At 49.3% G+C, this 22,232-nt stretch carries 22 protein-coding genes; 7 read left to right on the top strand and 15 right to left on the bottom strand.

What is annotated here, in order from left to right; genetic code table 11:
* Positions 1-37 precede the first annotated feature (37 nt).
* The 5 genes from cheY to ACQE3Z_RS11075 are packed head-to-tail and all read left to right on the top strand — an operon-like array spanning position 38 to position 4,749.
* A complete protein-coding gene (gene cheY, locus ACQE3Z_RS11095; protein WP_426973839.1) occupies positions 38-427 on the top strand; it encodes a chemotaxis response regulator CheY in 390 nt (129 codons plus the stop codon).
* Between the two features lie 5 nt (positions 428-432).
* Positions 433-1,080: a protein phosphatase CheZ gene (gene cheZ, locus ACQE3Z_RS11090; protein ID WP_426973838.1), complete on the top strand. Its 648-nt coding sequence runs from the start codon at positions 433-435 to the stop codon at positions 1,078-1,080.
* Positions 1,081-1,082: 2 nt separating this feature from the next.
* A complete protein-coding gene (gene flhB, locus ACQE3Z_RS11085) occupies positions 1,083-2,228 on the top strand; it encodes a flagellar biosynthesis protein FlhB (protein ID WP_426973837.1) in 1,146 nt (381 codons plus the stop codon).
* Entirely contained in the window at positions 2,228-4,336 is a 2,109-nt protein-coding gene (gene flhA / locus ACQE3Z_RS11080) for a flagellar biosynthesis protein FlhA (protein ID WP_426973836.1), read from the top strand. Before flhB ends, flhA begins: the two co-directional genes overlap by 1 nt.
* 56 nt (positions 4,337-4,392) lie before the next feature.
* On the top strand, positions 4,393-4,749 hold the full coding sequence (locus ACQE3Z_RS11075) for a flagellar protein FlhE (RefSeq protein ID WP_426973835.1): 357 nt from the start codon (positions 4,393-4,395) through the stop codon (positions 4,747-4,749).
* A 53-nt stretch (positions 4,750-4,802) separates the two neighbouring features.
* On the opposite strand, the gene ACQE3Z_RS11070 is transcribed toward ACQE3Z_RS11075, so the two are convergent.
* Genes ACQE3Z_RS11070 through fliD form a run of 3 tightly spaced genes read right to left on the bottom strand, consistent with a single transcriptional unit; the run spans position 4,803 to position 7,054 of the window.
* Positions 4,803-5,141, bottom strand: coding sequence for a flagellar protein FliT (locus ACQE3Z_RS11070; RefSeq protein ID WP_426973834.1), 339 nt, complete (start codon positions 5,139-5,141; stop codon positions 4,803-4,805).
* 13 nt (positions 5,142-5,154) lie between these two features.
* On the bottom strand, positions 5,155-5,541 hold the full coding sequence (gene fliS, locus ACQE3Z_RS11065) for a flagellar export chaperone FliS (RefSeq protein ID WP_426973833.1): 387 nt from the start codon (positions 5,539-5,541) through the stop codon (positions 5,155-5,157).
* Positions 5,542-5,599: 58 nt separating this feature from the next.
* Positions 5,600-7,054: a flagellar filament capping protein FliD gene (gene fliD, locus ACQE3Z_RS11060; RefSeq protein WP_426973832.1), complete on the bottom strand. Its 1,455-nt coding sequence runs from the start codon at positions 7,052-7,054 to the stop codon at positions 5,600-5,602.
* A gap of 441 nt (positions 7,055-7,495) precedes the next feature.
* Between fliD and ACQE3Z_RS11055 the strand changes: the two genes are divergently transcribed.
* Together ACQE3Z_RS11055 and ACQE3Z_RS11050 are read left to right on the top strand one after the other, a co-directional pair.
* On the top strand, positions 7,496-8,599 hold the full coding sequence (locus tag ACQE3Z_RS11055; RefSeq protein WP_426973831.1) for a FliC/FljB family flagellin: 1,104 nt from the start codon (positions 7,496-7,498) through the stop codon (positions 8,597-8,599).
* Between the two features lie 74 nt (positions 8,600-8,673).
* A complete protein-coding gene (locus ACQE3Z_RS11050) occupies positions 8,674-8,916 on the top strand; it encodes a hypothetical protein (protein ID WP_426973830.1) in 243 nt (80 codons plus the stop codon).
* An 81-nt stretch (positions 8,917-8,997) separates the two neighbouring features.
* Here the strand turns inward: ACQE3Z_RS11050 and cheW are convergent, their stop codons facing one another.
* The 12 genes from cheW to ACQE3Z_RS10990 form a co-directional block, all read right to left on the bottom strand.
* The gene (cheW, locus tag ACQE3Z_RS11045) at positions 8,998-9,501 is read right to left on the bottom strand and encodes a chemotaxis protein CheW (RefSeq protein WP_085069041.1); all 504 of its coding nucleotides are present in this window, start codon (positions 9,499-9,501) and stop codon (positions 8,998-9,000) included.
* An 11-nt stretch (positions 9,502-9,512) separates the two neighbouring features.
* A complete protein-coding gene (gene cheA, locus ACQE3Z_RS11040; protein WP_426974072.1) occupies positions 9,513-11,483 on the bottom strand; it encodes a chemotaxis protein CheA in 1,971 nt (656 codons plus the stop codon).
* A gap of 21 nt (positions 11,484-11,504) precedes the next feature.
* Positions 11,505-12,428, bottom strand: coding sequence for a flagellar motor protein MotB (motB, locus tag ACQE3Z_RS11035; RefSeq protein WP_426973829.1), 924 nt, complete (start codon positions 12,426-12,428; stop codon positions 11,505-11,507).
* Positions 12,425-13,312 carry a flagellar motor stator protein MotA gene (motA, locus tag ACQE3Z_RS11030; protein WP_426973828.1) on the bottom strand — a complete coding sequence of 296 codons (888 nt, stop codon included), beginning with the start codon at positions 13,310-13,312 and terminating at the stop codon, positions 12,425-12,427. The genes motB and motA overlap by 4 nt, the downstream gene beginning before the upstream one ends.
* 142 nt (positions 13,313-13,454) lie before the next feature.
* Complete coding sequence (flhC, locus tag ACQE3Z_RS11025; protein ID WP_426973827.1) at positions 13,455-13,991, bottom strand: flagellar transcriptional regulator FlhC; 537 nt, start codon at positions 13,989-13,991, stop codon at positions 13,455-13,457.
* Between the two features lie 14 nt (positions 13,992-14,005).
* On the bottom strand, positions 14,006-14,353 hold the full coding sequence (gene flhD / locus ACQE3Z_RS11020) for a flagellar transcriptional regulator FlhD (RefSeq protein WP_426973826.1): 348 nt from the start codon (positions 14,351-14,353) through the stop codon (positions 14,006-14,008).
* Between the two features lie 487 nt (positions 14,354-14,840).
* Positions 14,841-15,554 carry an RNA polymerase sigma factor FliA gene (locus ACQE3Z_RS11015; protein ID WP_426974071.1) on the bottom strand — a complete coding sequence of 238 codons (714 nt, stop codon included), beginning with the start codon at positions 15,552-15,554 and terminating at the stop codon, positions 14,841-14,843.
* Positions 15,555-15,720: 166 nt separating this feature from the next.
* Entirely contained in the window at positions 15,721-17,382 is a 1,662-nt protein-coding gene (locus tag ACQE3Z_RS11010) for a methyl-accepting chemotaxis protein (protein WP_426973825.1), read from the bottom strand.
* A gap of 80 nt (positions 17,383-17,462) precedes the next feature.
* Positions 17,463-18,386 (bottom strand): flagellar hook-associated protein FlgL, encoded by a 924-nt coding sequence (gene flgL / locus ACQE3Z_RS11005; RefSeq protein ID WP_426973824.1) that lies wholly within the window; start codon positions 18,384-18,386, stop codon positions 17,463-17,465.
* A 47-nt stretch (positions 18,387-18,433) separates the two neighbouring features.
* On the bottom strand, positions 18,434-20,077 hold the full coding sequence (gene flgK, locus ACQE3Z_RS11000) for a flagellar hook-associated protein FlgK (RefSeq protein ID WP_426973823.1): 1,644 nt from the start codon (positions 20,075-20,077) through the stop codon (positions 18,434-18,436).
* A 102-nt stretch (positions 20,078-20,179) separates the two neighbouring features.
* A complete protein-coding gene (gene flgJ / locus ACQE3Z_RS10995) occupies positions 20,180-21,106 on the bottom strand; it encodes a flagellar assembly peptidoglycan hydrolase FlgJ (protein ID WP_426973822.1) in 927 nt (308 codons plus the stop codon).
* On the bottom strand, positions 21,106-22,227 hold the full coding sequence (locus ACQE3Z_RS10990; protein ID WP_426973821.1) for a flagellar basal body P-ring protein FlgI: 1,122 nt from the start codon (positions 22,225-22,227) through the stop codon (positions 21,106-21,108). Before ACQE3Z_RS10990 ends, flgJ begins: the two co-directional genes overlap by 1 nt.
* Between the last annotated feature and the right edge of the window lie 5 nt (positions 22,228-22,232).

Raw genomic sequence — 22,232 nt, 5'->3', positions numbered from 1 at the left:
CCTGTTATTTCACTTTCACTATGGACAGATAATAAAAATGGCAGACAAGAATTTACGTTTTTTAGTGGTAGACGATTTCGCAACCATGCGTCGTATTGTGCGTAATCTTCTAAAAGATTTGGGCTACCACAACGTAGAAGAAGCAGAAGACGGCAACGATGCGATGGGCAAGCTACAGCTTTCGCCGTTCGATTTTGTCATCAGCGACTGGAATATGCCCAATATGGATGGCCTGGAACTGCTCAATGAAATCCGCAAAGACGAACGCCTCAAAACCTTACCGGTGCTGATGGTGACGGCGGAAGCCAAAAAAGAAAACATCATTGCGGCGGCGCAGGCGGGTGCCAGCGGTTACGTGGTTAAGCCTTTTACCGCCGCCATACTGGAAGAAAAACTGACGAAAATCTTCGAAAAACTGGGATGGTAGGAAGCATGGAAGCAGAGCAGAATGCGCAATCCGCTGAAAATCTAAGGATTATTTTTTCACAAATTGGACATCTGACGCGTCAGCTACGTGACAGCTTAAATAATTTGAGCCTCGATCGCGCCATTATGGATGTGGCAGAGGTCATGCCAGACGCCCGTGATCGCCTGAATTATGTGGTCAATAAAACCTCTCAGGCCGCCGATCGCGTACTCACCTGCGTGGAAATCGCCCGTCCTTTACAGGACAACCTTAACAGCACGGCGGACAGCCTGGCGGCGCGCTGGGATGAGTGGTTTGAAAATCCGATTGAGTTGACCACCGCTCGTGCGCTGGTGATCGACACACGGCAGTTTTTAAAACAGACGCCGGACGTTGCTCAGCAGACCAATCAGCAGCTAATGGAAATCATGATGGCGCAGGATTTTCAGGATCTTACCGGTCAGGTGATCAAGAAAATGATGGATATGATCGCCCATATTGAGCAGGGTCTGATACAGATGCTGGTGGACAATATGCCGGAGAAACCACAGGCCGCCGTCGCCGCCGACCACCCGGGTAACCTGAAAAATGGCCCGCAGCTTGATCATACCAAAGCAGGCGTCGTCGCCTCGCAGGATCAGGTTGATGATCTGCTGGAAAGCCTTGGCTTTTAGCGATGTCTGAAGAAAGTGATGTAGAAAAAACGGAAGACCCCACGCCCCACAGACGACAAAAGGCACGGGAAGAAGGACAGATCCCACGATCCAAAGAGCTGACCTCTTTGATGATGCTACTGGTGGGATGGTCGCTGATGCTGGCAGGCGGTGAGAATGTGGTCGGCCACCTTACCCATCTGTTAAAAGGCGGGCTGACATTCGACGCGCTGCTGGCACGCGATCCGGCACAACTCTGGCTTCATCTGCGCAATCTGGGCGATCTCGCCATAAGTGCGCTGCTGCTGCTGCTGCCGGGGCTGTTCCTGACCGGGTTAATGACGCCCATGCTGCTGGGTGGTCTGCAGCTCGGCGGTAAATCTTTTAAGCTGGATCTGAAGCGGCTTTCACTGCTCTCCGGTCTTAAGCGCATGCTTTCCGCGCAGTTCGTCTCTGAACTGTTAAAGGGTTTGCTGAAGGTCACGCTGGTCGGCTGCGTTTGCGGTTTTTACCTGTTTATGCATAAGCAGCAACTGATTCACCTGATGAATCAGCCGCTGAACGATGCGCTGCGTCATTTTGGCCAGTTGATTATGGACTGTCTGCTGATGGTGATCCTGGCGCTGATCCCAATGGTGGGTTATGACGTTTTCTACCAGCTCTTCAGCAATATGAAAAAGCTGCGTATGAGCCGACAGGAAATACGTGACGAGCATAAGCAGCATGAAGGCGATCCCCATATTAAAGCGCGTATCAAGCAGCTACAGCGTGCTGCGGCAACGCGCCGCATGATGGCGGAGCTGCCAACGGCCGACGTGGTCATCAATAACCCCACGCACTACTCCGTTGCGTTGCGTTACAAAGAGGGCGCGATGGCTGCGCCTGTTTTAATCGCTAAAGGCGCAGGTGAAACGGCAATGCGTATTCGCGCCGTGGCTGAAGAGCACAATATTCCAATGCTGCAGGCAGCGCCGCTGGCGCGTGCACTGTATCGCCACTGCGAACTGAATGCGCCGATTCCCACCACCCTGTATAGCGCAGTGGCGGAAGTTCTCGCCTGGGTTTATGGCCTGCGCCGCTGGCGTAACGCAGGCGGCATACGTCCGAAAAAACCCGTCAATCTTCCGGTGCCTGAAGCGCTGGATTTCAAACCTAAGAGCCAAGAGTGATGTCAAATTTAGCGAGCAAACTACGCTTGCCGCAGTTTAAACAGACGCAGTGGCAAATTCTGGCCGGCCCGGTATTGATCATGCTGATTCTGGCTATGATGATTTTGCCGCTGCCGGCGTTCTTACTGGATATGTTGTTCACCTTCAATATCGTGCTGTCGCTGATGATATTGCTGGTGGCGATGTTTACACAGAAAACACTGGAATTTTCCGCCTTCCCTACCGTGCTGCTGTTTTCAACGCTGCTGCGGCTGGCACTGAATATTGCCTCCACGCGTGTGATCCTGCTGGAGGGTCATACCGGCGGAGCGGCGGCTGGCCGGGTGGTCGAAGCTTTTGGTCACTTTCTGGTTGGCGGTAATTTCGCTATCGGCATAATCGTGTTCGCCATTCTGATCATTATTAACTTTATGGTCATCACCAAGGGTGCCGGACGTATTGCGGAAGTCGGCGCGCGCTTTGTGCTGGACGGCATGCCAGGCAAACAGATGGCGATTGATGCCGATTTGAATGCCGGGTTAATTGGCGAAGATGAAGCAAAACGCCGTCGTAACGAAGTGACCCAGGAATCTGACTTTTATGGTTCTATGGATGGTGCCAGTAAGTTTGTGCGCGGTGATGCGATTGCCGGTCTGCTGATTATGGCCATCAATATCATTGGCGGCCTGACGATCGGCATGCTGCAACACGATATGTCATTTGCCCAGGCTGGTGAGACCTACACGCTGCTGACTATTGGCGACGGGCTGGTCGGTCAGATCCCCGCGTTGATTATCTCTACCGCTGCTGGCGTCATCGTGACGCGGGTTGCCACCGAGCAGGACGTAGGCGAACAGATGGTCAGTCAGCTGATGACGAATCCACGCGTCATGCTGCTCTCCGCCGGCGTAATCGGCCTGCTGGGTATTATTCCGGGCATGCCTAATCTGGTGTTTTTACTTTTTACCTCTGCTCTACTCGGCACCGCCTGGTGGCTGCGCGGGCGTGAACAACAGGCCGCGCTCAGCGGTACGCCTTTGCAGGGCAACAAGGATCGTGAAACGGCAAAAGGCAAAGCGGAAGCGGCCCAGGTGGCAGAGGCTTCCTGGGAGGACGTACAGCTGGAAGATGTACTCTGTCTGGAGGTAGGCTATCGTCTGATTCCGCTGGTGGATACTGCGCAAAGCGGGCAGTTGCTGGCACGCATTCGTGGTATCCGCAAGAAATTTGCGCAGGATATGGGCTTTCTGCCGCCGCCGGTTCACATTCGCGATAATCTTGATTTAGCGCCCGGCGACTACCGCATTCTGTTAAAAGGCGTTGAAATTGGCCGTGGCACCATTCAACCTGAACGCTCAATGGCGATCGACCCAGGCTGTGCGGAAGGCGAGCTGCCGGGCGTAGCCTGCCAGGAACCCGCGTTTGGTCTGCCTGCGGTATGGATTGATGAGATATTGCGCGAGCAGGCAACGATTCAGGGCTATACCGTGGTTGATCCCAGCTCGGTGGTCGCCACGCACCTTAATCACCTGATTGGTCTGCATACCGATGAGCTGTTCAGCCGCCAGGAAACGCAGCTGCTGTTGGATCAGGTCGGTAAAGAGATGCCTAAGCTGGTGGAAGATTTCATTCCAGCCGTGCTGCCGCTGAACACCTTTCATAAAGTACTGCAGAACCTGCTGGCGGAGCGCGTCTCTATCCGTGATATGCGAACCATCATCGATACACTGGCCGAGTTCGCCCCAGGGCAAAATGATGCCGACGAGCTGACGGCGCAGGTACGAATTCGACTTGGCCGTGCCATTACCCAGCAATGGTTCCAGAATAATCAGGAGATTCAGGTTATTGGGCTGGATACCGAGCTGGAGCGCTTACTGACGCAGGCGATTCAGAACGGCAGCGCCATTGAGCCCGGCATTGCGGAAAACCTGATTGCACAAACCGAACGCGCCATTCAGCAGCAGGAAGCGATCGATGCGCCGCTGGTCCTGCTGGTTAATCAGCCACTCAGGCTGATGCTATCTCGTTTTCTGCGGCGCGTTTTTCCACAGCTGGCCGTGCTTTCTAACCTTGAGCTGACCCATAACTGTACGGTACGCATGACCTGGGTGATTGGTGGCAAAAAGTGAGGACAAGATCTGTCTTAACCCTTCTGCTGGCGGTTGCATCGCTGCCAGCTTTGGCTATGCATGGTTCGTGGAGCGGCGCGGCGGCCGGACCTTTGCTCAGCGTGGGTAAGCAGACCTATGTGGGAGAGCCGCTGCGTCCGGCTGTGCCGATACCCGCTAATGCGGCGCTGCGTCGCATTAGCTGGCGCATAAGTTTGCTTTCGCCATCGCCGACAGGGCTGGAGATCAAGCTTTGTAGCGTGACGGCCTGTATCCTGCTGGATCGGTTAACAGGCCAGAAAGCGGCGCCGTTACCCTTTTCGCCGGGAGAGGCGTTACGTTTTATCTATGTGATTAACACGAAAGGGCAGCTGAAGCCGCCCGTTCGTGTGGTCAGTCATCAGGTAACCATCAATTATCAGGCGGGTCGTTAGTCAGATAGTAAGCGCGCGGAGACGGCAAAATTATCAATAATGATGTGCTGGCATTACCGGAAGGGCGAGATAACTTGTGCAAGATATGCCTTGTTACCCTTTTTACTTTGATGCAATGAAGACATCTCTTTTTTTAATAGCGCCATGCGACCTTCCAGTGCCCGGTTTATCTCTTCTTCATTACTTTGTAGCGTTATTAAAAAATTATAAAATTGTTCTTTTTCATCGCTGGACAGCGTATCGGGAACCTGTTCCAGCACAGCACGCAGGGTAATAATATAGCGCTCCGCCATTGTGACGAAATTACCCCATTCTCCCTGTTGCGCCATAACCAGCATAGCCTGATTCATTTTATAAATATTATTGTGTTCTTCAATAAGGAATGTAGCCATAGCCTGCCTGTTTTCAACGTGGTTCGATTTCTTTCCATGCCTCAGCGATATTGGTTAATATCTCATCAACATGTGCTAACTGAGAAGGATCGTTATTTAAATTAGCCTGTAATAGCGTGCGCGACATATAGTGATAAAGTGCATCCAGATCGCCTGCGATCTGTTTTCCCTTTTCATGATCGAGGGCGGATCGTAATCCATTATCAATAATGTTAATTGCTTTTGAAATCATTTCACCGCGTTTAGCGATGTTGCCGTTTTCAAAATAAAGGCGCGCGCGCACAATGGCGCTGTGCGCGCCATCGAACAGCATAGTAATCAACTGATGCGGCGTCGCACCTGCCACCTTGCTGTGAAGATCGACCTGCGCGTAGGCCTGGGTTCCTTGCTTTGCGTACATGTTAGTCTCCATAAAAATAAGCAGGTATACGCCTGCTTATTTTGGCGGTTTGCGCACATTATTTATTAAGGCTGGATAACATTGAGATCAGCTGGTTACTCAGGCTAGTTAACTGCGACATGGTCGAGTCCAGATTCTGGAACTGAACGCGATAGCGCTCTACCTGCGCATCGATCAGCTTTTGGGTTTTATCTATCTGCTCTTTTACCAGCTTGACCTGCTCATCAAGGCTATCGGTGGTGTTTTTGATGATGCCGTCGGTTTTGCTCTCTTCGTCACCGGCATATTTGGTAATAATATCAGTCAGCGTGGAGGCCAGGCCCTGATTTCCGGCATGGTCTTTAAACATCTGGCCAATTTGATCGGGATTATCGGCAATCGCTTCGTCCAGCGTTTTCTCACTTAGCGTCATCTGACCTGTGCCGGCATCGAAGGTGATGCCCAGCGAAGCCAGGGCGTTATAGTCGCTGTTTTTATCGCCATAGACACCGTTAACCGCAGCGCGCAGTTCACCCACCATACTACGCAACGTACCATCGCCCATCAGCGCGCCGTTCTCCTTGTTGGGTTTGGCCACCTCGTCGTCTTTCAGGCCAGAGGCGTCGTTCGGCACATATTTACTGGAAGCGGTGGTTTGCTTTAGCAATGCATTGTAGTTTTTGACAAAATCCTGCAGCGTACTTTTGATGGCGGAGTTATCTATGCTGAGTGTGAGCTGCTCCGACGCTCCCTTTTCAGAGGTGGCTTTCAGATTTAGGGTAACGCCTTCGATGATGTCGGTAATATTATTACTGGATCGCGTGTACGTGATGCCATCAACCTTCAGTTGTGCATCCTGTGCTTTGGAAACGACAATCATGCCATTCGTCTCGTCCTCAGCCTCTCGTCCGCCCTCCTGGGTATTCAACAGCGCGCCCAGCGTATCGTCACCCTCGACGCTTACCGACATTTCGCCGTCGGTACCGGCGGTGCGTGAACTGAGCACCAGCTGATAACCATCATCGGTACGCTGCACCGAGGCGCGTACATCGCCCTCTTGCTTATTGATCGCTTTCGCCATCTGGTTAAGAGAGGTTTCATCATCTGCCAGTTTGACTTTCAGCTCTTTGCCATTTTTTTGCGTAATGGTAATAGTACGGGTTGTTCCGGTGGTTTCACCCAGGTTTTCAGCGGCGTCTTCGTAACCCGTGGTGCGCAGCTTATGGGAAACCGCCAGCTGCATTACGGTGACATCATGCGCATCGGCGTTGGCCTCCGCCGTGGCGGTAGCCGTAAAGGCCTTGTTGTCACTGACCTTCAGCGTATTAAACGCTTCACCGCTGAGCTTCTTAACGCTGCCATGCAAGGCATCGAGCGCGCTGGAGATTTTCCCCCATGCGGAAATTTTGTTTTCGTAACCGCTTTTTAAATTGGTGTAGGGCGTCAGACGGGTTTGCTCTGCAACTTTCATCTGCGCCAGCATGGCGGCCGTATCAAGGCCGGAACCAATACCGAGGGAAGACATGGTTGGCATTATCTACTCCTTTAGGGATTATTATTTAAACCTGTTCTCTTTTAGCTATCGGTTTAAACGGCGCGGAGATAAGTTTTTATTTTCAAATCCCATCATTATAAGCGTAACGCTTTCGTTATTATGCAACGGACATTCTATTATTAACGCCTTATAAAAGCCTTAATTATTACATCTTACCTTAAAATTTTAAACCTCTATAACCCGCCAGAATTGCTGGCTTTTATACGCTTTGATGTTTATTTAAAAAATAATCCAGGGATTTAAATATTCCTCTTACCAAATCTTTATCTTTGCCTGAAATTTGCGCAAAAGGCATTTTTTTTGAATTTATTTTTTAGAGAATTTATCTGAGGCCGATATTTTTAATATGCGCTTGTTAACGCATCAACAAATTGCAGAGAACTGCAATAAAAGAACTCAACCTATATATGAGGGAACAATATGTCACAGGTGATTAATACTAACGCCCTGAGTTTGATGGCTCAGAATAACCTGAATAAATCACAGAACTCTCTGGGTTCTGCTATTCAGCGCCTTTCTTCCGGCCTGCGCATTAACAGCGCAAAAGATGACGCGGCAGGTCAGGCAATCAGTAACCGTTTCACCTCTAACATTACCGGCCTGACTCAGGCTTCACGTAATGCGAACGACGGTATTTCTCTGGCTCAGACCACAGAAGGCGCGCTGAACGAAATCAATGACAACCTGCAGAACATTCGTCGTTTGACCGTACAGGCTTCCAACGGCACCAATTCCGCTTCTGACCGCCAGTCAATTCAGGACGAAATCACCCAGCGCCTGTCTGAGATCGACCGTATCTCTGAACAAACTGACTTCAACGGCGTAAAAGTGCTGAAGACCGATCAGAGCCTGACGATTCAGGTTGGCGCGAATGACAGCGAAACCATTAGCCTGAACCTGAAGCAGATCAACTCCGAGACGCTGAACATGGCGAAATTCGACGTCAACGCCTATGCCGACCGTCCTGATTTAGGTACCAAAGCTGCCAAAGGTATGGATATTACCACCGGTACTGGCACATCCGCCAAGTCGCATACGCTGACTGATGCTGACTTGCAGAAAATGAAAGAGACGGCCTTCGGTACGGGCGGTACCGGTGATATCTATATTGGTAGTGATGGCAAAATCAGGGCGATAGGCACTAAAGCCGACACGACGACTGAAGTCGCTGTAGAGCTCACCCCAACAATTACCGGTACCGGGACAACCAGTGCGACTTTTGCCGTAGGCGATGCAGTCAAGGATCCGAGCGCCAAGCTGATGGAAACGGTGGATGCGGCCCTGAAACAGGTCGACAGCCTGCGCTCAAGCCTGGGTGCCGCGCAGAACCGTTTTGCTTCAGTGATCAGCAACCTGGACAGCGCAGTAAACAACCTGTCTGAGTCACGCTCGCGTATCCTGGATGCAGACTTCGCTTCTGAAGTTTCCAACATGAGCCGTGCTAACATCCTGCAGTCTGCCGGTACCACCGTGCTGGCCCAGGCTAACCAGGTTCCGCAGAACGTGCTGTCCCTGCTGCGCTAAGTTTAACGCGGCGAGCGTAACGCTCCTTTAGCTTAATAAGCTGACGCCCTGCTTTTATCGGTAGGGCGTTTTTTATGTCTGTGACTTACCGCCTGACTGCAGCCGGCCATCACGTCGGCAATAGAAACGACACCGCGTCGGCTATAGGTAAGCAACATCACGCAGCAGCAGACGGCATCACGTCAGCAGCAGATAAGCAACATCACGCAGCAGCAGACGTCATCGCGTCAGCAGCAGATAAGCAACATCATGACAGGCTAAGCGGGCTGGCAAAGAGCCAGAGCCAGAGCCAGAGCCAGAGCCGGAAAAAAATATAAAGGAGGACAACAGAAGGATAAAACGCGGAAATAAAAAAGGGCAGCCGCGGCGCATCTGTTGCCGCTGCTGCCCAGAAAAAATTACAGCGTCTCGTTGACGCTCTTCTCAACCAGTTCCATCTCTTCGCTGGTAAGTAATTTCTCGATATCTACCAGGATAATCATTCTTTCATCCACTGAGCCCAGGCCCAGCAGATAATCCGTGGAGAGCGTAACGGAAAAGTCCGGCGCCGGCTTGATCTCTTCAGCATTCAGCGATAGCACATCAGAAACGCCATCCACGACAATGCCCACTACCCGCTGCGCCAGGCTCAATACAATCACCACTGTTTTTTCATTAATCTCTGTGCCAGCCAAATCGAATTTAATACGCAAATCAACGATCGGTACAATCACGCCGCGCAGGTTGGTGACGCCGGTAATAAATTCCGGCGTATTGGCGAGGCGGGTTACCCGTTCGCAGCCACGTATCTCCTGCACCTTTAATATTTCGATGCCGTATTCTTCATTACCCAGCGTAAAGACCAGGTATTCGTTGCCGTGATTGTCGGTTGCTGTTTTCTTTTCAGTTGCGGAAGCTGTCATTTTGTTTGTCCTTAAACAGGGAGCGCTTGCCCGGCTTTCGTCGCGACGCGCTTGGATTTACACAGTTTCGCCAGCGCAGCGACGTCAAGAATCAACGCCACGCTGCCATCGCCTAAAATGGTTGCGGCAGAGATACCGGGCACTTTGCGATAGTTAAGCTCAAGATTTTTTACCACTACCTGATGCTGGCCAATGAGCTGATCGACCATCAGGGCGTAACGCACGCCAGCACTTTGTAAAATCACCGCAACGCTGTCATTAATCGCGGCAGGCTCCTCTGTCATATCAAATATGTAGTGCAGCGTAATGAGTGGAATATATTCGCCCCGCACCTGCAGCATCAGCTCATCGCCTGCCATACGATAGAGAGAATCTTCGGTGAGTTTCAGCGACTCCATAACGGCGCCAAGCGGCAGTACATAGGTTTCATTGGCAACGCGGACCGACATACCATCAAGTATCGCCAGGGTTAACGGCAGAATAATGCGGATCGTCGAGCCTTTATTTTGCTCAGAGGTAATCTCTACATGGCCGCCCATTTCCTGAATATTGCGTCTCACCACATCCATGCCGACGCCGCGCCCGGAGACATCGGTTACCTTTTCCGCAGTGGAGAAGCCAGCCGCAAAAATCAGCATCCAGACATCTTCATTACTGATATTTTCGTTAATTGCCATCCCCTGAGCGTGCGCACGCGCAAGGATCTTTTCACGGTTCAGGCCTGCGCCATCATCACTGACTTCAATAACAATATTTCCGCCCTGATGCTCCGCTGACAGCGTCAGGTTGCCCATCGGGGATTTGCCTTTCGCGATGCGTTCCTCACGGCTTTCAATACCGTGATCGAGGCTGTTACGAACCAAATGCGTCAGGGGATCGATGATGCGTTCAATCAGGCTTTTATCCAGTTCGGCGGACCCGCCTACCAGCGTCAATTCAACCTCTTTGCCCAACTTGCCGGCTAAGTCATGTACCAGCCGTGGGAAGCGGCTAAATACATACTCCATCGGCATCATGCGAATGGACATCACCGATTCCTGTAGATCGCGCGCGTTGCGCTCCAGCTGAACGATGCTGTTTAACAGCACGTCATTTGCTGATGGCTCCAGAGTGGCGGAAAGCTGTGACAGCATCGACTGGGTGATAATAAGTTCGCCGACCAGGTTAATGATCTGATCAACCTTTTCTACCGCAACGCGAATGCTATTGGACTCGGCGGCCTGCGCACGAGCGGCGGGCCTGACGGGCGCGCTTTTCGCCGCTGCCGGAGGGCTTTCAACAGCTGCGACTGACGTTACGCAGCTGTCTGTTTCTGCCGGCGCGCTGCCCGCTGTAATAGCTACCTGTTCCGCTTCAACGATGAAGCAGAGCACAGCCTCGATTTCATCGGCGCTGGACGTGGTTTCTAACTGAACCTGTAGCCGATCTTCTTGCTGTTGCTGGCTAAGCACTTTCCCCAGATTAGAGAGCTCATCAACCAGCAGACGCCCCTCATCTTGTTTAACATTTAACAGGGTAATATTCAGGAAAGCGCGTTCTGCTGGTGCATTTACCGGCGCTGCTGCAGCCGTGGTTGCCTGATCTGCCGAGCCATCTTTACTTTGTTGCGCAATTTGCCGTAGCGCCTCGCAAATATAGTTAAATGTTTCTTGGTCTGGTTCCTGAGAAGATTTATAGGCATCAAGCTGATCTTGCATAATATCCTTGCTCTCCAGAAACAGATTAATGATTTCGCCGGTTAGCCGCAGGACACCGCAGCGCGCATCATCCAGAAGGTTTTCCATTAAATGGGTGGTTTCTTGCAATATTTTAAAACCGAACGTTCCAGCACCGCCTTTAATAGAATGCGCTGCGCGGAAAATAGCATCTAACATTTCCTTGTCGGGCGAAATGACATCAAGCTGTAGCAGATATTTTTCCATATCAGCTAACAGCTCATCGGCTTCATCAAAAAAAGTCTGATAAAAATCGCTTACATCCATATTGTTCAACCCTATCCTGATTTAATTCGCAAGCGCGGCGGCATCTTCATTGGTTTGCGGCGTAATTTTTAACTCATCTTTTATCGCATCAATATTTTCATGGCCGGTAACACTCTGGATTAAGCTATCGTCCCTGATCAGCGATTTTTCTTTATCCTGGCTTAAAACCAGAATACTAATACGGCGGTTGATGGGGTTGTGTGGCTGCGTGTTGTCCAGCACCATTGAATCTGCCGTTCCCACTACCCGCAGAAATTTATTGGCCGCCAGGCCGGCGGCTATCAATGCGCGGCGCGAAGCGTTTGCGCGATCGGCGGAAAGTTCCCAGTTGCTGTAGCCAGTATCGCCATGCGCATAAGGAAGCGAGTCAGTATGTCCCGTCAGGCTAATACGATTGGGTAGCTGGTTGATAACCGGTACCAGCGTTTCGAAAATGCCCCTTAAATATCCCTCCAGTTCTTTGCTGCCCAACTTAAACATCGGGCGGTCCTGGCTATCAATAATTTGAATGAGCAATCCATTTTCGGTGAGCTGCATGCGCAGGTTTGATTGAAAGTTGTTGAGCCGGGGATCGGTTTTAATCATGTTTTGCAGCCGATCGCGGGCTCTTTTTAACCGTTGCAGATCGGCGTTATCGCGTGGTGTGGATCGGTTAACTTCACCCGTCTTATGCACCACATCGCTACCGCCGCCCGGTATAACGCTTTCACTCAGGCTGGGCTGGTTACCCTGTGAGAGCGCAACCTTTAAGGGCATTTGAAAATATTCTGCAATTTGGTGTCTCTGCTGCGGAGAAGTACTGGTGATCAGCCACATCACAAGGAAAAAAGCCATCATCGCCGTCATAAAATCGGCGTAGGCAATTTTCCATGAGCCTCCATGATGACCGTGGTCCTGCTTTTTCCGCTTGCGGACGATAATCACAGGATGCTTATTTTTACTCATGGTACGCTTCCCGAATCACTGCTTGTATTCGATTTCACCTGGCGCACATGCTCTTCAAGCTCAATAAAGGTAGGACGTTCAGTGGAATAGAGAATTTTACGTCCGAACTCGATCGCTATCTGTGGCGCATAACCGCTCATGCTGGAAAGCAACGTTACTTTGATGCATTGCAGCATCTTCACTTTCTCGCTGCTTTTTTGACGCAGCAGCGCTGCCAGCGGCAGGATAAACCCATACGCCAGCAGAATCCCCAGGAAGGTACCTACCATGGCGTGCGCGATCAGTTCGCCCAGCTCAGCGGCGGGTCGATCGGCCGCAGCCAGCGCGTTAACTACCCCCATTACGGCCGCCACGATGCCGAAAGCAGGAAAAGCGTCACCCACCGAGTTCAGGCTGCCAGCAGGTACCTCAAGCTCATGCTCACAGGTCTCAATTTCTTCATCCATCAATGCTTCAACTTCATGCGGACTCATATTGCCGCTGATCATCAAACGCAAATAATCCACCAGAAAATTCATTAGTAATTTATCGGCGATAAGACGCGGATAGTTGGAAAAAAGCGTGCTGTTCTGCGGATCTTCTATATCATTTTCCAGCGCCATCATTCCGTTTTGCCTTGCTTTTGACAGCAATAAAAACATCAGCGCCATTAATTCCATATAAATGGCTTTATTATATTGAGATCCTTTAAACAACAGAGGAAAGGACCTCATGGTGGCAGAAATGGCTTTACCATTGTTACCCACAATAAAGGCACCGACGCCTGCTCCACCGATAATGAGCAGTTCAGTGGGTTGATAAAGCGCACCAAGATGTCCGCCAGATAAAACAAAGCCACCAAAAACAGTGGCAAAAACAACTACATAACCAATAATAACCAGCATGCTGTCTCCTTATTATAAACACGCCTGTTTTTTATATTTATTAATGGTGACTAACGTTTCAGGCGTTAACGTACCTGGATATACAGATACGTTATTCACGATCCTGGTTTCTTACCATCAACGTTATAGTGCAGCGCGCTGGTTAACCGGCAATATCATAAGCTTCACATTTTTTCGCCGCACGTGAAGGCGGACTGCATAAGCTACAGGTAAAAGGATCTTTTGCATGCTCATGGGTAATCACAAAAGCGCCGTGACAGGCAATACATTCCGTACGTCCTATCATGCCACACTCAATAAAACGTAATAATGTCCATGCCCGGGTTAATCCCAGTACCGGTTTTTCCGGGGCTTTAACCGGACACTGTTCCAGATATAAACGGTATGCTTTGATTAATGCTTCAATAGGGCGACAATTTTCAATTTTTTTTATAAAGAGGTAAATATTATAAAACATCGATGAGTGGATATTCTGCTCCCACGACATGAACCACTCCGCAGAAAAAGGCAACATGCCTTTCGGCGGAGGACATCCGCGCAGTTCCTTGTAAAGCCTTAAAAGCCTTCTGCGGCTTAGGCTGATCTCACTTTCCAGCACCTGCATTCTGGCACCGAAAGTAATAAGCTCCATTGCCATCTGAACTTCTTTAATTTCGTCCAGGATACTTTTTTCACTCATGATTGCTAGCTCCGTCAGCAAGTAGAATGGTTTTGCTCGGGAAGTGAGTTGAGCAACTCCGTTGATAAAATAATTCCAGTATGAATTTGTTGTAGCGCATCAATACGCGATGCTTTCGTCAGGCAGTCAATCATCTCTTTATCATCCACGCGCAAACGGCATATCAGTTGGCTGGTTGAAGCCATCTTGATAAGTTGCGGCAGGGTAAGTTCGCTTAGCGTATCAAGAATGGTACTGTCTAATCCCAGACGAAATCCTGCAGCGAACTTATCTTCGCGTATAAGCCTTTGCGCCAAGACTAAATAAGTAAGGTTCAAATCATGTATAGATTGAAGCAGATCGTTAGTATCGGAGCTATGCATATTTATATTCCACATTGGTTTCGTGTTAAATAATCCTGCCAATATTTCAAATATCGGCATTAGAGGAAGGCCAAACAATATGGAATGTCCACTTACTATTTTGCGCAAATCTCAGTGTAAATAAATGGTCTACGCAGCAGGCTAAGTCAAACCAATATCACTAATAAAATTAAAATTATAACTATAAAAGCGTCACTGCTTCTTTAGCATCCGGCAGGCTATTTCCCTGACATTAGCACTTTCAAGACAATTCCTATTTGGATCCCGATTATCATATAATAAATCAACCTTTTTCAAGAACTTTTTAATGTATATTTATTTATAGTGACAATGTTAAACGCAATCAATGCGATAAAGATATCTGCCTCTCGTATTAACGAATCAGTCTAAACCAATCAGCAACAATGAGAGATTTGAATGTTATCACTCGCTTAAAGAAGATAATTAAAATCACTAAAATACTTATCTAATTTAACAATCAAAGCCATCATTGCAAGCGTGCACGTATTCTTTTTATTGCCTGGCTGTGCAACTGGCTTACCCGTGTTTCCGTTATTTCAAGTATTTTCCCGATTTCTTTCATATTTAACTCTTGTTGGTAGTAGAGATTCAACAATACCTGCTCCCTTTCGGGTAGTTTCTTAATCTCATCAGCAATCTTTTTAAGTAGTTTTTGCTGAGTGATTTTATTGAGCGGATTAAACTTTTCATGTTGTATATCAGGTTGTTCGAACCTGTCCGCCAGCTCTTCTTGCAGCTCATCAAGTGAACAGATTTGGCTGACATTAGTATCTGCCAGCATCTGCCTGTAATCACTAAGGGTTATATTCATCTCAGCCGCAATATCCGCTTCTTTAGCGGCTTTGCCAGTGGCTTGCTCAATGCGATGAATCACCCCGGCAATTTCTCTGGCGTTAGTGCGAATACGGCGCGGTACCCAATCACGTTCGCGCAGTTCATCTATTAAAGCCCAACGTATACGCTGTGTAATGTAAGTGCTAAAAACAATGCCTTTTTTAGGATCAAAATGATCGATGGCGTTGAGAAGAGCGATTGCGCCCACCTGAATCAAATCATCCAGTTCCACGGAGGTAGGTAAACGCACCTGCAACCTTAGCGCTTCATGGCGCACCAGGAAAGCATACTTTTTCCATAATGCATTTTTGTCTACCATACCTTCAGGGGTATATAATTCATTCACAATGACATTGTCCATCCTGCCACGGGTATAGTTTAATTATCTTTCATTGGCCAGGGTATATATAGTTCAATAAGGCCGCACAAATTCCACTAATTCCCTACATAAAAACGATTTCCGCACGGCTTATTGGAAAATTATATTACCCTTAACGTTAAAAGTAATTAATTCAAAAGCTTTCCCATTCCTCTACGGGATTAATGTGATCCAGCTCGTTTTTTTTGCGCTGTGTTTCAGGTAAAAGCACAGTGGGTGTTAATAATGGCTGATAGTCTATAGCCGTATAACTTGTTTCATCTTTTAACTTGATATGCGCAACCATACTGCCCAACTGCCCCGCATGCTCTTCCATACTGATTGCCGCCGCTGCCGCCTGCTCGACCATCGTGGCATTTTGTTGGGTAACCGAATCGAGTTCGTTCACCGCCTGAGCAATTTGGTTAATGCCAGAACTCTGTTCGTCGGAAGCGGAAGCAATCTCCGCCATAATATCCGCCACCTGCGAAACTGACTGAATAATATGCTGTATTGCCTTTCCCGCCTGCTCAACTTCCTGCGACCCCGAATGCATATCCGCCACACAGGTATTAATCAGCGAGCGAATCTCCTTCGCCGCATCGGCACTGCGCTTCGCCAGGTTACGTACTTCCCCTGCCACTACAGCAAATCCACGCCCCTGCTCGCCAGCTCGTGCCGCTTCCACCGCCGCATTCAGCGCCAGGATATTCGTTTGATTGGCGATGCTGTCAATCACGCTATTGATATCGTCAATTTGACGTGAGCTGATAATGATCCGATGCATAATGGCATCAAGGCTCTCCATGACCTCACCGCCGTTACGTGCACTGCCGCTGGCGCTTTCAGCTAATTGACGCGCCGTATGCGCATTATCCGCATTCTGTCGCACCGTAATTTTCAGCTCTTCCATACTGGCTGCGGTCTGCTGCAAAGAAGATGCCTGTTGTTCTGTTCGCGAGGAGAGCTCATTATTGCCGCTAACAATTTCCTGCGCTGAAGCGTTAATGCGGCTTACACCATTTCGAATAGACGAGACGGTCATCGTCACCCACTGACGCAATTTCTCCAGTTCAATAAACATCAAGCCGATTTCATTCATCTTGCCCGCAGGGATCTCTTCGTCCAGCTTACCGGTCGCCATAGACTGAAAGGTTTTTACTGTCTCATCCAGACGTCGAAACAGCTCGCGTTTAAGCCACAGGCGCATGCCAATCACCAACCCCAACGCAATAATCCCGGCGCTAATCGCCAGCGTATTGAAGCGGCTGTTGTTGGCGTTCGCTTCCACCTCTATCGTAGTGATTAATGCTTCGAAGCGGGCCCTGTACTGCTTCACTTCGTTTTCAAAAAGGTTGCGAGCGGCGGAAATTTTATTCATTTCGCGAACAGCATTATCAACCTGGTTGATATTTTCCAGTCGCGATACAAGCAGCGCCATTAACGTATCTGCCTGCTGTTTAATTTTATCAACAATTACAAGAGCATCTTGTTGATACGGCTGTGAATAGAAACGCTTTAATTGCTCCTGAGCCAAAGCAAGCGACCGTCGGGCTTCACTAAGCTGCTGTGTCGTTGCCTTTTCTCCTTTGCTGGTGGACAGACTTAACGCGTAAATTTTCTCCAGCAGTCTATTTATTGCCTCATCCGCATCATTCAGAACCGATGCGTTTTCACTGACCTCCATAAAATGTGAAAATTGTTGGCCTGATGTATTGGCGCTGTAATAACCTAAACCCACTATGCCTAATAATAAAAATATCAGGCTAAAGATAGCAATATGAATTCCGGTGGCGATTTTTAAATTATTTAGCATTGATTATCCTTAACCATTCTGCCTGAATTTGTCGTTTTACAGAAAAAAGCCATTATTCCATTAATTTTTCTGTTAAGAGATCACCTTATCATGTTGAATATCGACATTTGTTGCATCGTCTGAAATACCATATATGAGGAGTTTAAGGCGAATTCGGCCATTTTTGATTGACCAATCAGAGTGGTAAAAGTATCGACATCTGCGCCTAACGTTTCCTGCAAAGTGCTTTCAACTTCTATTTTATGCGTGTCAGCGCTGGATCCCAGTATATCTAACTGCTGAAGATTAGTGCCGACCGTAGCCTGTATTTTACCCAGGTTATCGATGTTCTTTTTAATCGAAACGTTAACCTTATCCAGCGTAAGCTGTAATGTTTCACGTCCTGTATCATCTGTTATCGGGGCTTTTAACGCTTCGATCGCGCTGTCCAGGGCGACGAAAAGGTCATCCGACGTGCCGGAGAGAAAAAGATCCTTACCGGTATGGCTAACCTGCATTTCCGTACTGTCGGCCACCACCTGTACAATCGGCGTTGTGCCGCCAACATAGGTGCCATCTTTTGCGAAGGGTTCACTACCGGTGTTATAACCCGCGAAGATATAACGCCCGTTGCTGCTGCGGCTATTGGCCAGGCCCATCAGGTTATTACGAATACCTTCCAGTTCTTTTGCCAGCGCGGCCCGATCTTCCGCTGAATACGTTCCGTTACCACCAGCAACGATTTTCTCTGACAAATTTTTCGTCAACAGCGAGCCAATCGAATTCAGTACTGTGTCCTGTTGCCCCAGCGTATCCTGTGCGTACTGACGCGCGGTTTCATAGTGTTCGATTTTTGCCAGTGTGTTTTGATAAATCACCGCCTGTGATGCGCCGGCAGGATCGTCCGAAGGTTTGAGTAAGGTTTGTCCATATGCCAGCCTGGTAGCAATATTATTAAATTTCGTATTGCTTGTAGACATATTATTTATCTGTTGTTGAAACATATAGAGTGAGCTAATACGCATCTTTTTTCCTTTTTTTCTCGCGGCTTCTGGTGGCCAGAAAAATATTTTTATCGGATATTTAAAATCGTATCAAAGATAGTGGTTGCAGTTTGTAACACCTGAGCATTAGCCTGGTAATACTGGGTATACATCTGCATATAAATAACTTCGTCTGTGGAATTAACGCCCGATATGTCCTGACGCTGCAGAGCAAGCTGATCTTGAACATATCCCGCAACTTGCTGATCGCCTTTCAGGGAATTAACTGAAGAACCCACTGAACTCACCAGGCTGGCATACGCTTCAATTAACGTTGCCTTGCCAATCAGCGCCTCATTTTTAATAGCGATCATATCTTTGATATTTTCGTTATTGCTCTCTGCTTCAGTTTCATCGGAGCTGGAGGCAGCAATTTTATCGCCAGCACCGATCGCTACCGCAATATTTCCAGCTACGCCGCCTGCGGAATTAAAAATAAAGCTGTCGCCTGCCTCAGGCGAGCCCTGTGGCTGAATAGTCATGCCATCAAAAGAGAGTTCGCCCTGCTCGCCGATTTCTGGTGTAATTTTCATGCCGCTGCTGTCGGTGATTAACCAGTCGCTGGCACCCGGCCCTTCATATACCAGAGTGTAATCCTGTACCTTAACCTGTGAAATTTCGTTGAAGCTGATATCAAGCGTGGCATCACCCTGGTTATTACGATTTACCAGGGCTGTTGGATCGACAATAGTGAAAATATCTGTACCAGCTTCGCCATTACTGTCAAAACCGGCTTTATTCACTTCGTTAAAACGATTCGCCATCTGCAACGCCAGCTGATTAAGCTGATCGCGAGCATCAACCAGATCCTCGTTGCGGAATTTGAACAGGCCGCCCAGCTTTCCGCTGCTGATCTTCTCTTCATCCAGCTTGATAGTATTGCCCGACGCGTCGATATAAGACACTTCCAGCTGCGCAGGATTGGCTGCGGAAGGCGCAGCTTCAAACAGGCAGGTACGATCGCCGCTTACCAATGGCAGCCCATTGGAAAGCGCAACATTGACTTCGCCGGTCAGCTGATTTTCATCTACTTTGACGCCGACCAGTTTGCTTAACTCACTCAGCAGCACATCGCGCTTATCAAGCAGGTCTGCGGGCTGTCCGCCGGTTTGAGCATGAGATTTATAGAGCGCCTCATTAACCGTCGCCAGTGCTTTGGCACAGGAGTTAATATCGGTCACGGTCTGGTTAATTTGGGTGTTAGTACTTTTTTCCAGCCCGTTAAGCGTGCGCGAGTTGCTTTGAAACTGATAGGCAGTTGATTTGAATTGCGACATGGCTTCCTGACGCGCGGCCATACTTACCGGGTCGCTACTTATTTTTTCCAGTGCGCCAAAGATATTATTAAGAGAAACGGAAACATTGTTGCTTTTGTCGCCCAGCATATTATCTATTTGACTAAGCTGTTCATAACGACTGGATAAAGTGCTATACGATGTTTGCGCGCCGCGCAACTGATTATTAATAAAACCATCATAAGCACGTTTCACACCGTTAACCTGAACGCCATAGCCAAAGAAGCCGTTTGCTGTTGTTTTCCCCCCTGCCTCGCCCAGAATGATATTCCGACGGCTATATCCCTCTGTAGCAACATTATTCATGTTACTACCCACAACGTTTAATGCTGCCTGGGCGGCACTCAGGCCGCTTTGTGCCAGATACAAGAGATTCATAAATTACCCGCATTCCATGTGTGCGAAATTTCTGAGAAAATCAGAATAAATAGAGCCTATTATATTTATCGGCGTAAATTAAAATCTCTAAAATTTCTACTACTAAAATATTGAGGTCAGATCGACTTTATAAGCATTTGCCGCCTGCGTTAGGTTACTTTTAATTTGTTGAATGATGTCGATCAATTTTTTCGCATATTGTGGGTCGGTTGCATATCCGCCATCCTGTAGCGCTTGCGCTGCCTGTTCCGGCGTTTTAGCCAGCGTAACATTTTGGTAGCGTGAATTATTGATGAGCAATTTGCTATAATCGTGCAACGCATCGGTATAAGAATGGTAAACACGAAATGCCGCCTTCACTTTTTTCGCCACGCCATTGATATATTCTGTTGTGGTTATTTCCGTGGTTTCACCTTTCCAGCCCGGTGTCGCTTTTATCCCAAACAAGTTATAGCTTGGCTGACCATTCTCCCGGGGTATTTCCTTATTTCCCCAGCCCGATTCAAGCGCAGCCTGCGCAAGGATTAATTGATGCGGAATACCCGTCTGACGAGAAACTTCTACCGCAGGCGCTAACAGGCGTGAAATAAATCCGCCGCCTGGCGCGGTCAGCTTCGCTTGCCCGACAGGAACTGCCATGCTGGCGGCAGGCGGTGGGAAGAATATCCGCCCGGCAGGAAGCTGGCGTGAGGAAAATTCAGCTGGCGTACCGCCTGTGGTTGCCGTTGGAACGCCGCCAAGCTGTTGCACCATGACCTCAGCCAGTCCAATTTTCCCGAGAGCCGCCATATCCTGGGACAGCTGCTGATCGTACATAGCGGTAAACATTTCTGACTGCTGCGAGTTAAACAAGCCATCTTTGAAGCTGGCCGCCCGCATGCTCTTCAGCATCATTTGAACAAACAGTCCTTCCATTTGCTGCGCTGCGGCCTGTAAGCCGCGTTGCGCATCCTGTTTGGCCAGATGCTTTAGTGAATCCAGAGATGCGGTGTCAAAAGCGGCACCCTGCATGAAAGCGGTACTTTTCATTAGTTCATCTCCAACTGCGCACGCAAGCAACCCGCGCTTTTCATTGATTGCAGGATCGACATCAGGTCGTTTGGCGTGGCGCCCAGGCCGTTCAGCGCCCTGATAACCGCGTTCAAATCGGCACTGGTATTCACTTTCTGCAAAGCGCCATTCTGCTCACGTAATGAGATTTGCGTATCCGGTACCACAGCCGTTTCGCCTCCGGCCAGCGGCGTATCCGGCTGGCTGACCTGATTGCTGCGGGAAATCTCTACCGTAAGATCGCCCTGCGCTACAGCGCATGCTTCCAGCGTAACGTGGCGGTTGATCACCACAGAACCGGTGCGTGAGTTAACCACCACGCGCGCTTCCCGGGGGCCGGTTTTGACGGAAAGGTTCTGAATACGCGCGATAAAGCGCACTTTTTCCGTATTGTCGCTGGGAGCGAATAACTTGATGACGCGGGCGTTTTCCGCCATTGCGGTGCCTGCGCCGTAGCGATGGTTGATTTCATCACTGATGCGCTGGGCCAGCGCAAAGTCCTCTTCTTTTAGCTGCAGCCTCAGCACATTTTCCAGACCAAACTGCGTCGGCACTTCGCGCTCAACGGTAGCGCCGCCGCTAATGCGCGCGCCGTTGAGCTGGTTAACCTGCACCCGACTGCCGCCGCTTTGCGCGCCTGCGCCGGAAACTAACAGATTGCCCTGAGCAAGTGCATAAATCTGGTTATCCACGCCCTTAAGCGGCGTCATTAACAGCGTGCCGCCGCGTAGACTTTTCGCATTACCCATCGAGGAAACCACCACGTCGATTTTTTCACCGGCGCGGGCAAATGGTGGCAGATCGGCGGTTACCATCACCGCCGCCACGTTTTTTAGCTGCATATTGGTGCCGCTCGGCACGGTAATCCCCAGCTGCGACAACATATTGTTCAAACTTTGCGTGGTAAACGGCGTTTGCATGGTCTGATCGCCGGTGCCATCCAGCCCTACCACCAGCCCATAGCCGAGCAGTGAGTTACTGCGTACGCCCTGTAGCGTCGTCAAATCCTGAATTCGCTCGGCGTAGCCTGGCGGTATCAGCAGCAGGGCCAGGCTAAGACAGAGCCCATGCAGACAAAAGAGGGAAAATGAAATTCTCATAGTCA

Source organism: Pantoea sp. FN0307 (assembly GCF_050113815.1).
Lineage (GTDB): Bacteria > Pseudomonadota > Gammaproteobacteria > Enterobacterales > Enterobacteriaceae > Mixta > Mixta alhagi.
The sequence above is the reverse complement of the archived record's forward strand: the minus strand, read 5'-3'. Positions and strand labels throughout refer to the sequence as shown.

Coding starts and splice junctions, on each gene's coding strand:
- cheY (WP_426973839.1), top strand. CDS start 38: ATGGCAGACAAGAATTTACGTTTTTTAGTGGTAGACGATTTCGCAACC.
- cheZ (WP_426973838.1), top strand. CDS start 433: ATGGAAGCAGAGCAGAATGCGCAATCCGCTGAAAATCTAAGGATTATT.
- flhB (WP_426973837.1), top strand. CDS start 1,083: ATGTCTGAAGAAAGTGATGTAGAAAAAACGGAAGACCCCACGCCCCAC.
- flhA (WP_426973836.1), top strand. CDS start 2,228: ATGTCAAATTTAGCGAGCAAACTACGCTTGCCGCAGTTTAAACAGACG.
- ACQE3Z_RS11075 (WP_426973835.1), top strand. CDS start 4,393: ATGCATGGTTCGTGGAGCGGCGCGGCGGCCGGACCTTTGCTCAGCGTG.
- ACQE3Z_RS11070 (WP_426973834.1), bottom strand. CDS start 5,141: ATGGCTACATTCCTTATTGAAGAACACAATAATATTTATAAAATGAAT.
- fliS (WP_426973833.1), bottom strand. CDS start 5,541: ATGTACGCAAAGCAAGGAACCCAGGCCTACGCGCAGGTCGATCTTCAC.
- fliD (WP_426973832.1), bottom strand. CDS start 7,054: ATGCCAACCATGTCTTCCCTCGGTATTGGTTCCGGCCTTGATACGGCC.
- ACQE3Z_RS11055 (WP_426973831.1), top strand. CDS start 7,496: ATGTCACAGGTGATTAATACTAACGCCCTGAGTTTGATGGCTCAGAAT.
- ACQE3Z_RS11050 (WP_426973830.1), top strand. CDS start 8,674: ATGTCTGTGACTTACCGCCTGACTGCAGCCGGCCATCACGTCGGCAAT.
- cheW (WP_085069041.1), bottom strand. CDS start 9,501: ATGACAGCTTCCGCAACTGAAAAGAAAACAGCAACCGACAATCACGGC.
- cheA (WP_426974072.1), bottom strand. CDS start 11,483: ATGGATGTAAGCGATTTTTATCAGACTTTTTTTGATGAAGCCGATGAG.
- motB (WP_426973829.1), bottom strand. CDS start 12,428: ATGAGTAAAAATAAGCATCCTGTGATTATCGTCCGCAAGCGGAAAAAG.
- motA (WP_426973828.1), bottom strand. CDS start 13,312: ATGCTGGTTATTATTGGTTATGTAGTTGTTTTTGCCACTGTTTTTGGT.
- flhC (WP_426973827.1), bottom strand. CDS start 13,991: ATGAGTGAAAAAAGTATCCTGGACGAAATTAAAGAAGTTCAGATGGCA.
- flhD (WP_426973826.1), bottom strand. CDS start 14,353: ATGCATAGCTCCGATACTAACGATCTGCTTCAATCTATACATGATTTG.
- ACQE3Z_RS11010 (WP_426973825.1), bottom strand. CDS start 17,382: ATGCTAAATAATTTAAAAATCGCCACCGGAATTCATATTGCTATCTTT.
- flgL (WP_426973824.1), bottom strand. CDS start 18,386: ATGCGTATTAGCTCACTCTATATGTTTCAACAACAGATAAATAATATG.
- flgK (WP_426973823.1), bottom strand. CDS start 20,077: ATGAATCTCTTGTATCTGGCACAAAGCGGCCTGAGTGCCGCCCAGGCA.
- flgJ (WP_426973822.1), bottom strand. CDS start 21,106: ATGAAAAGTACCGCTTTCATGCAGGGTGCCGCTTTTGACACCGCATCT.
- ACQE3Z_RS10990 (WP_426973821.1), bottom strand. CDS start 22,227: ATGAGAATTTCATTTTCCCTCTTTTGTCTGCATGGGCTCTGTCTTAGC.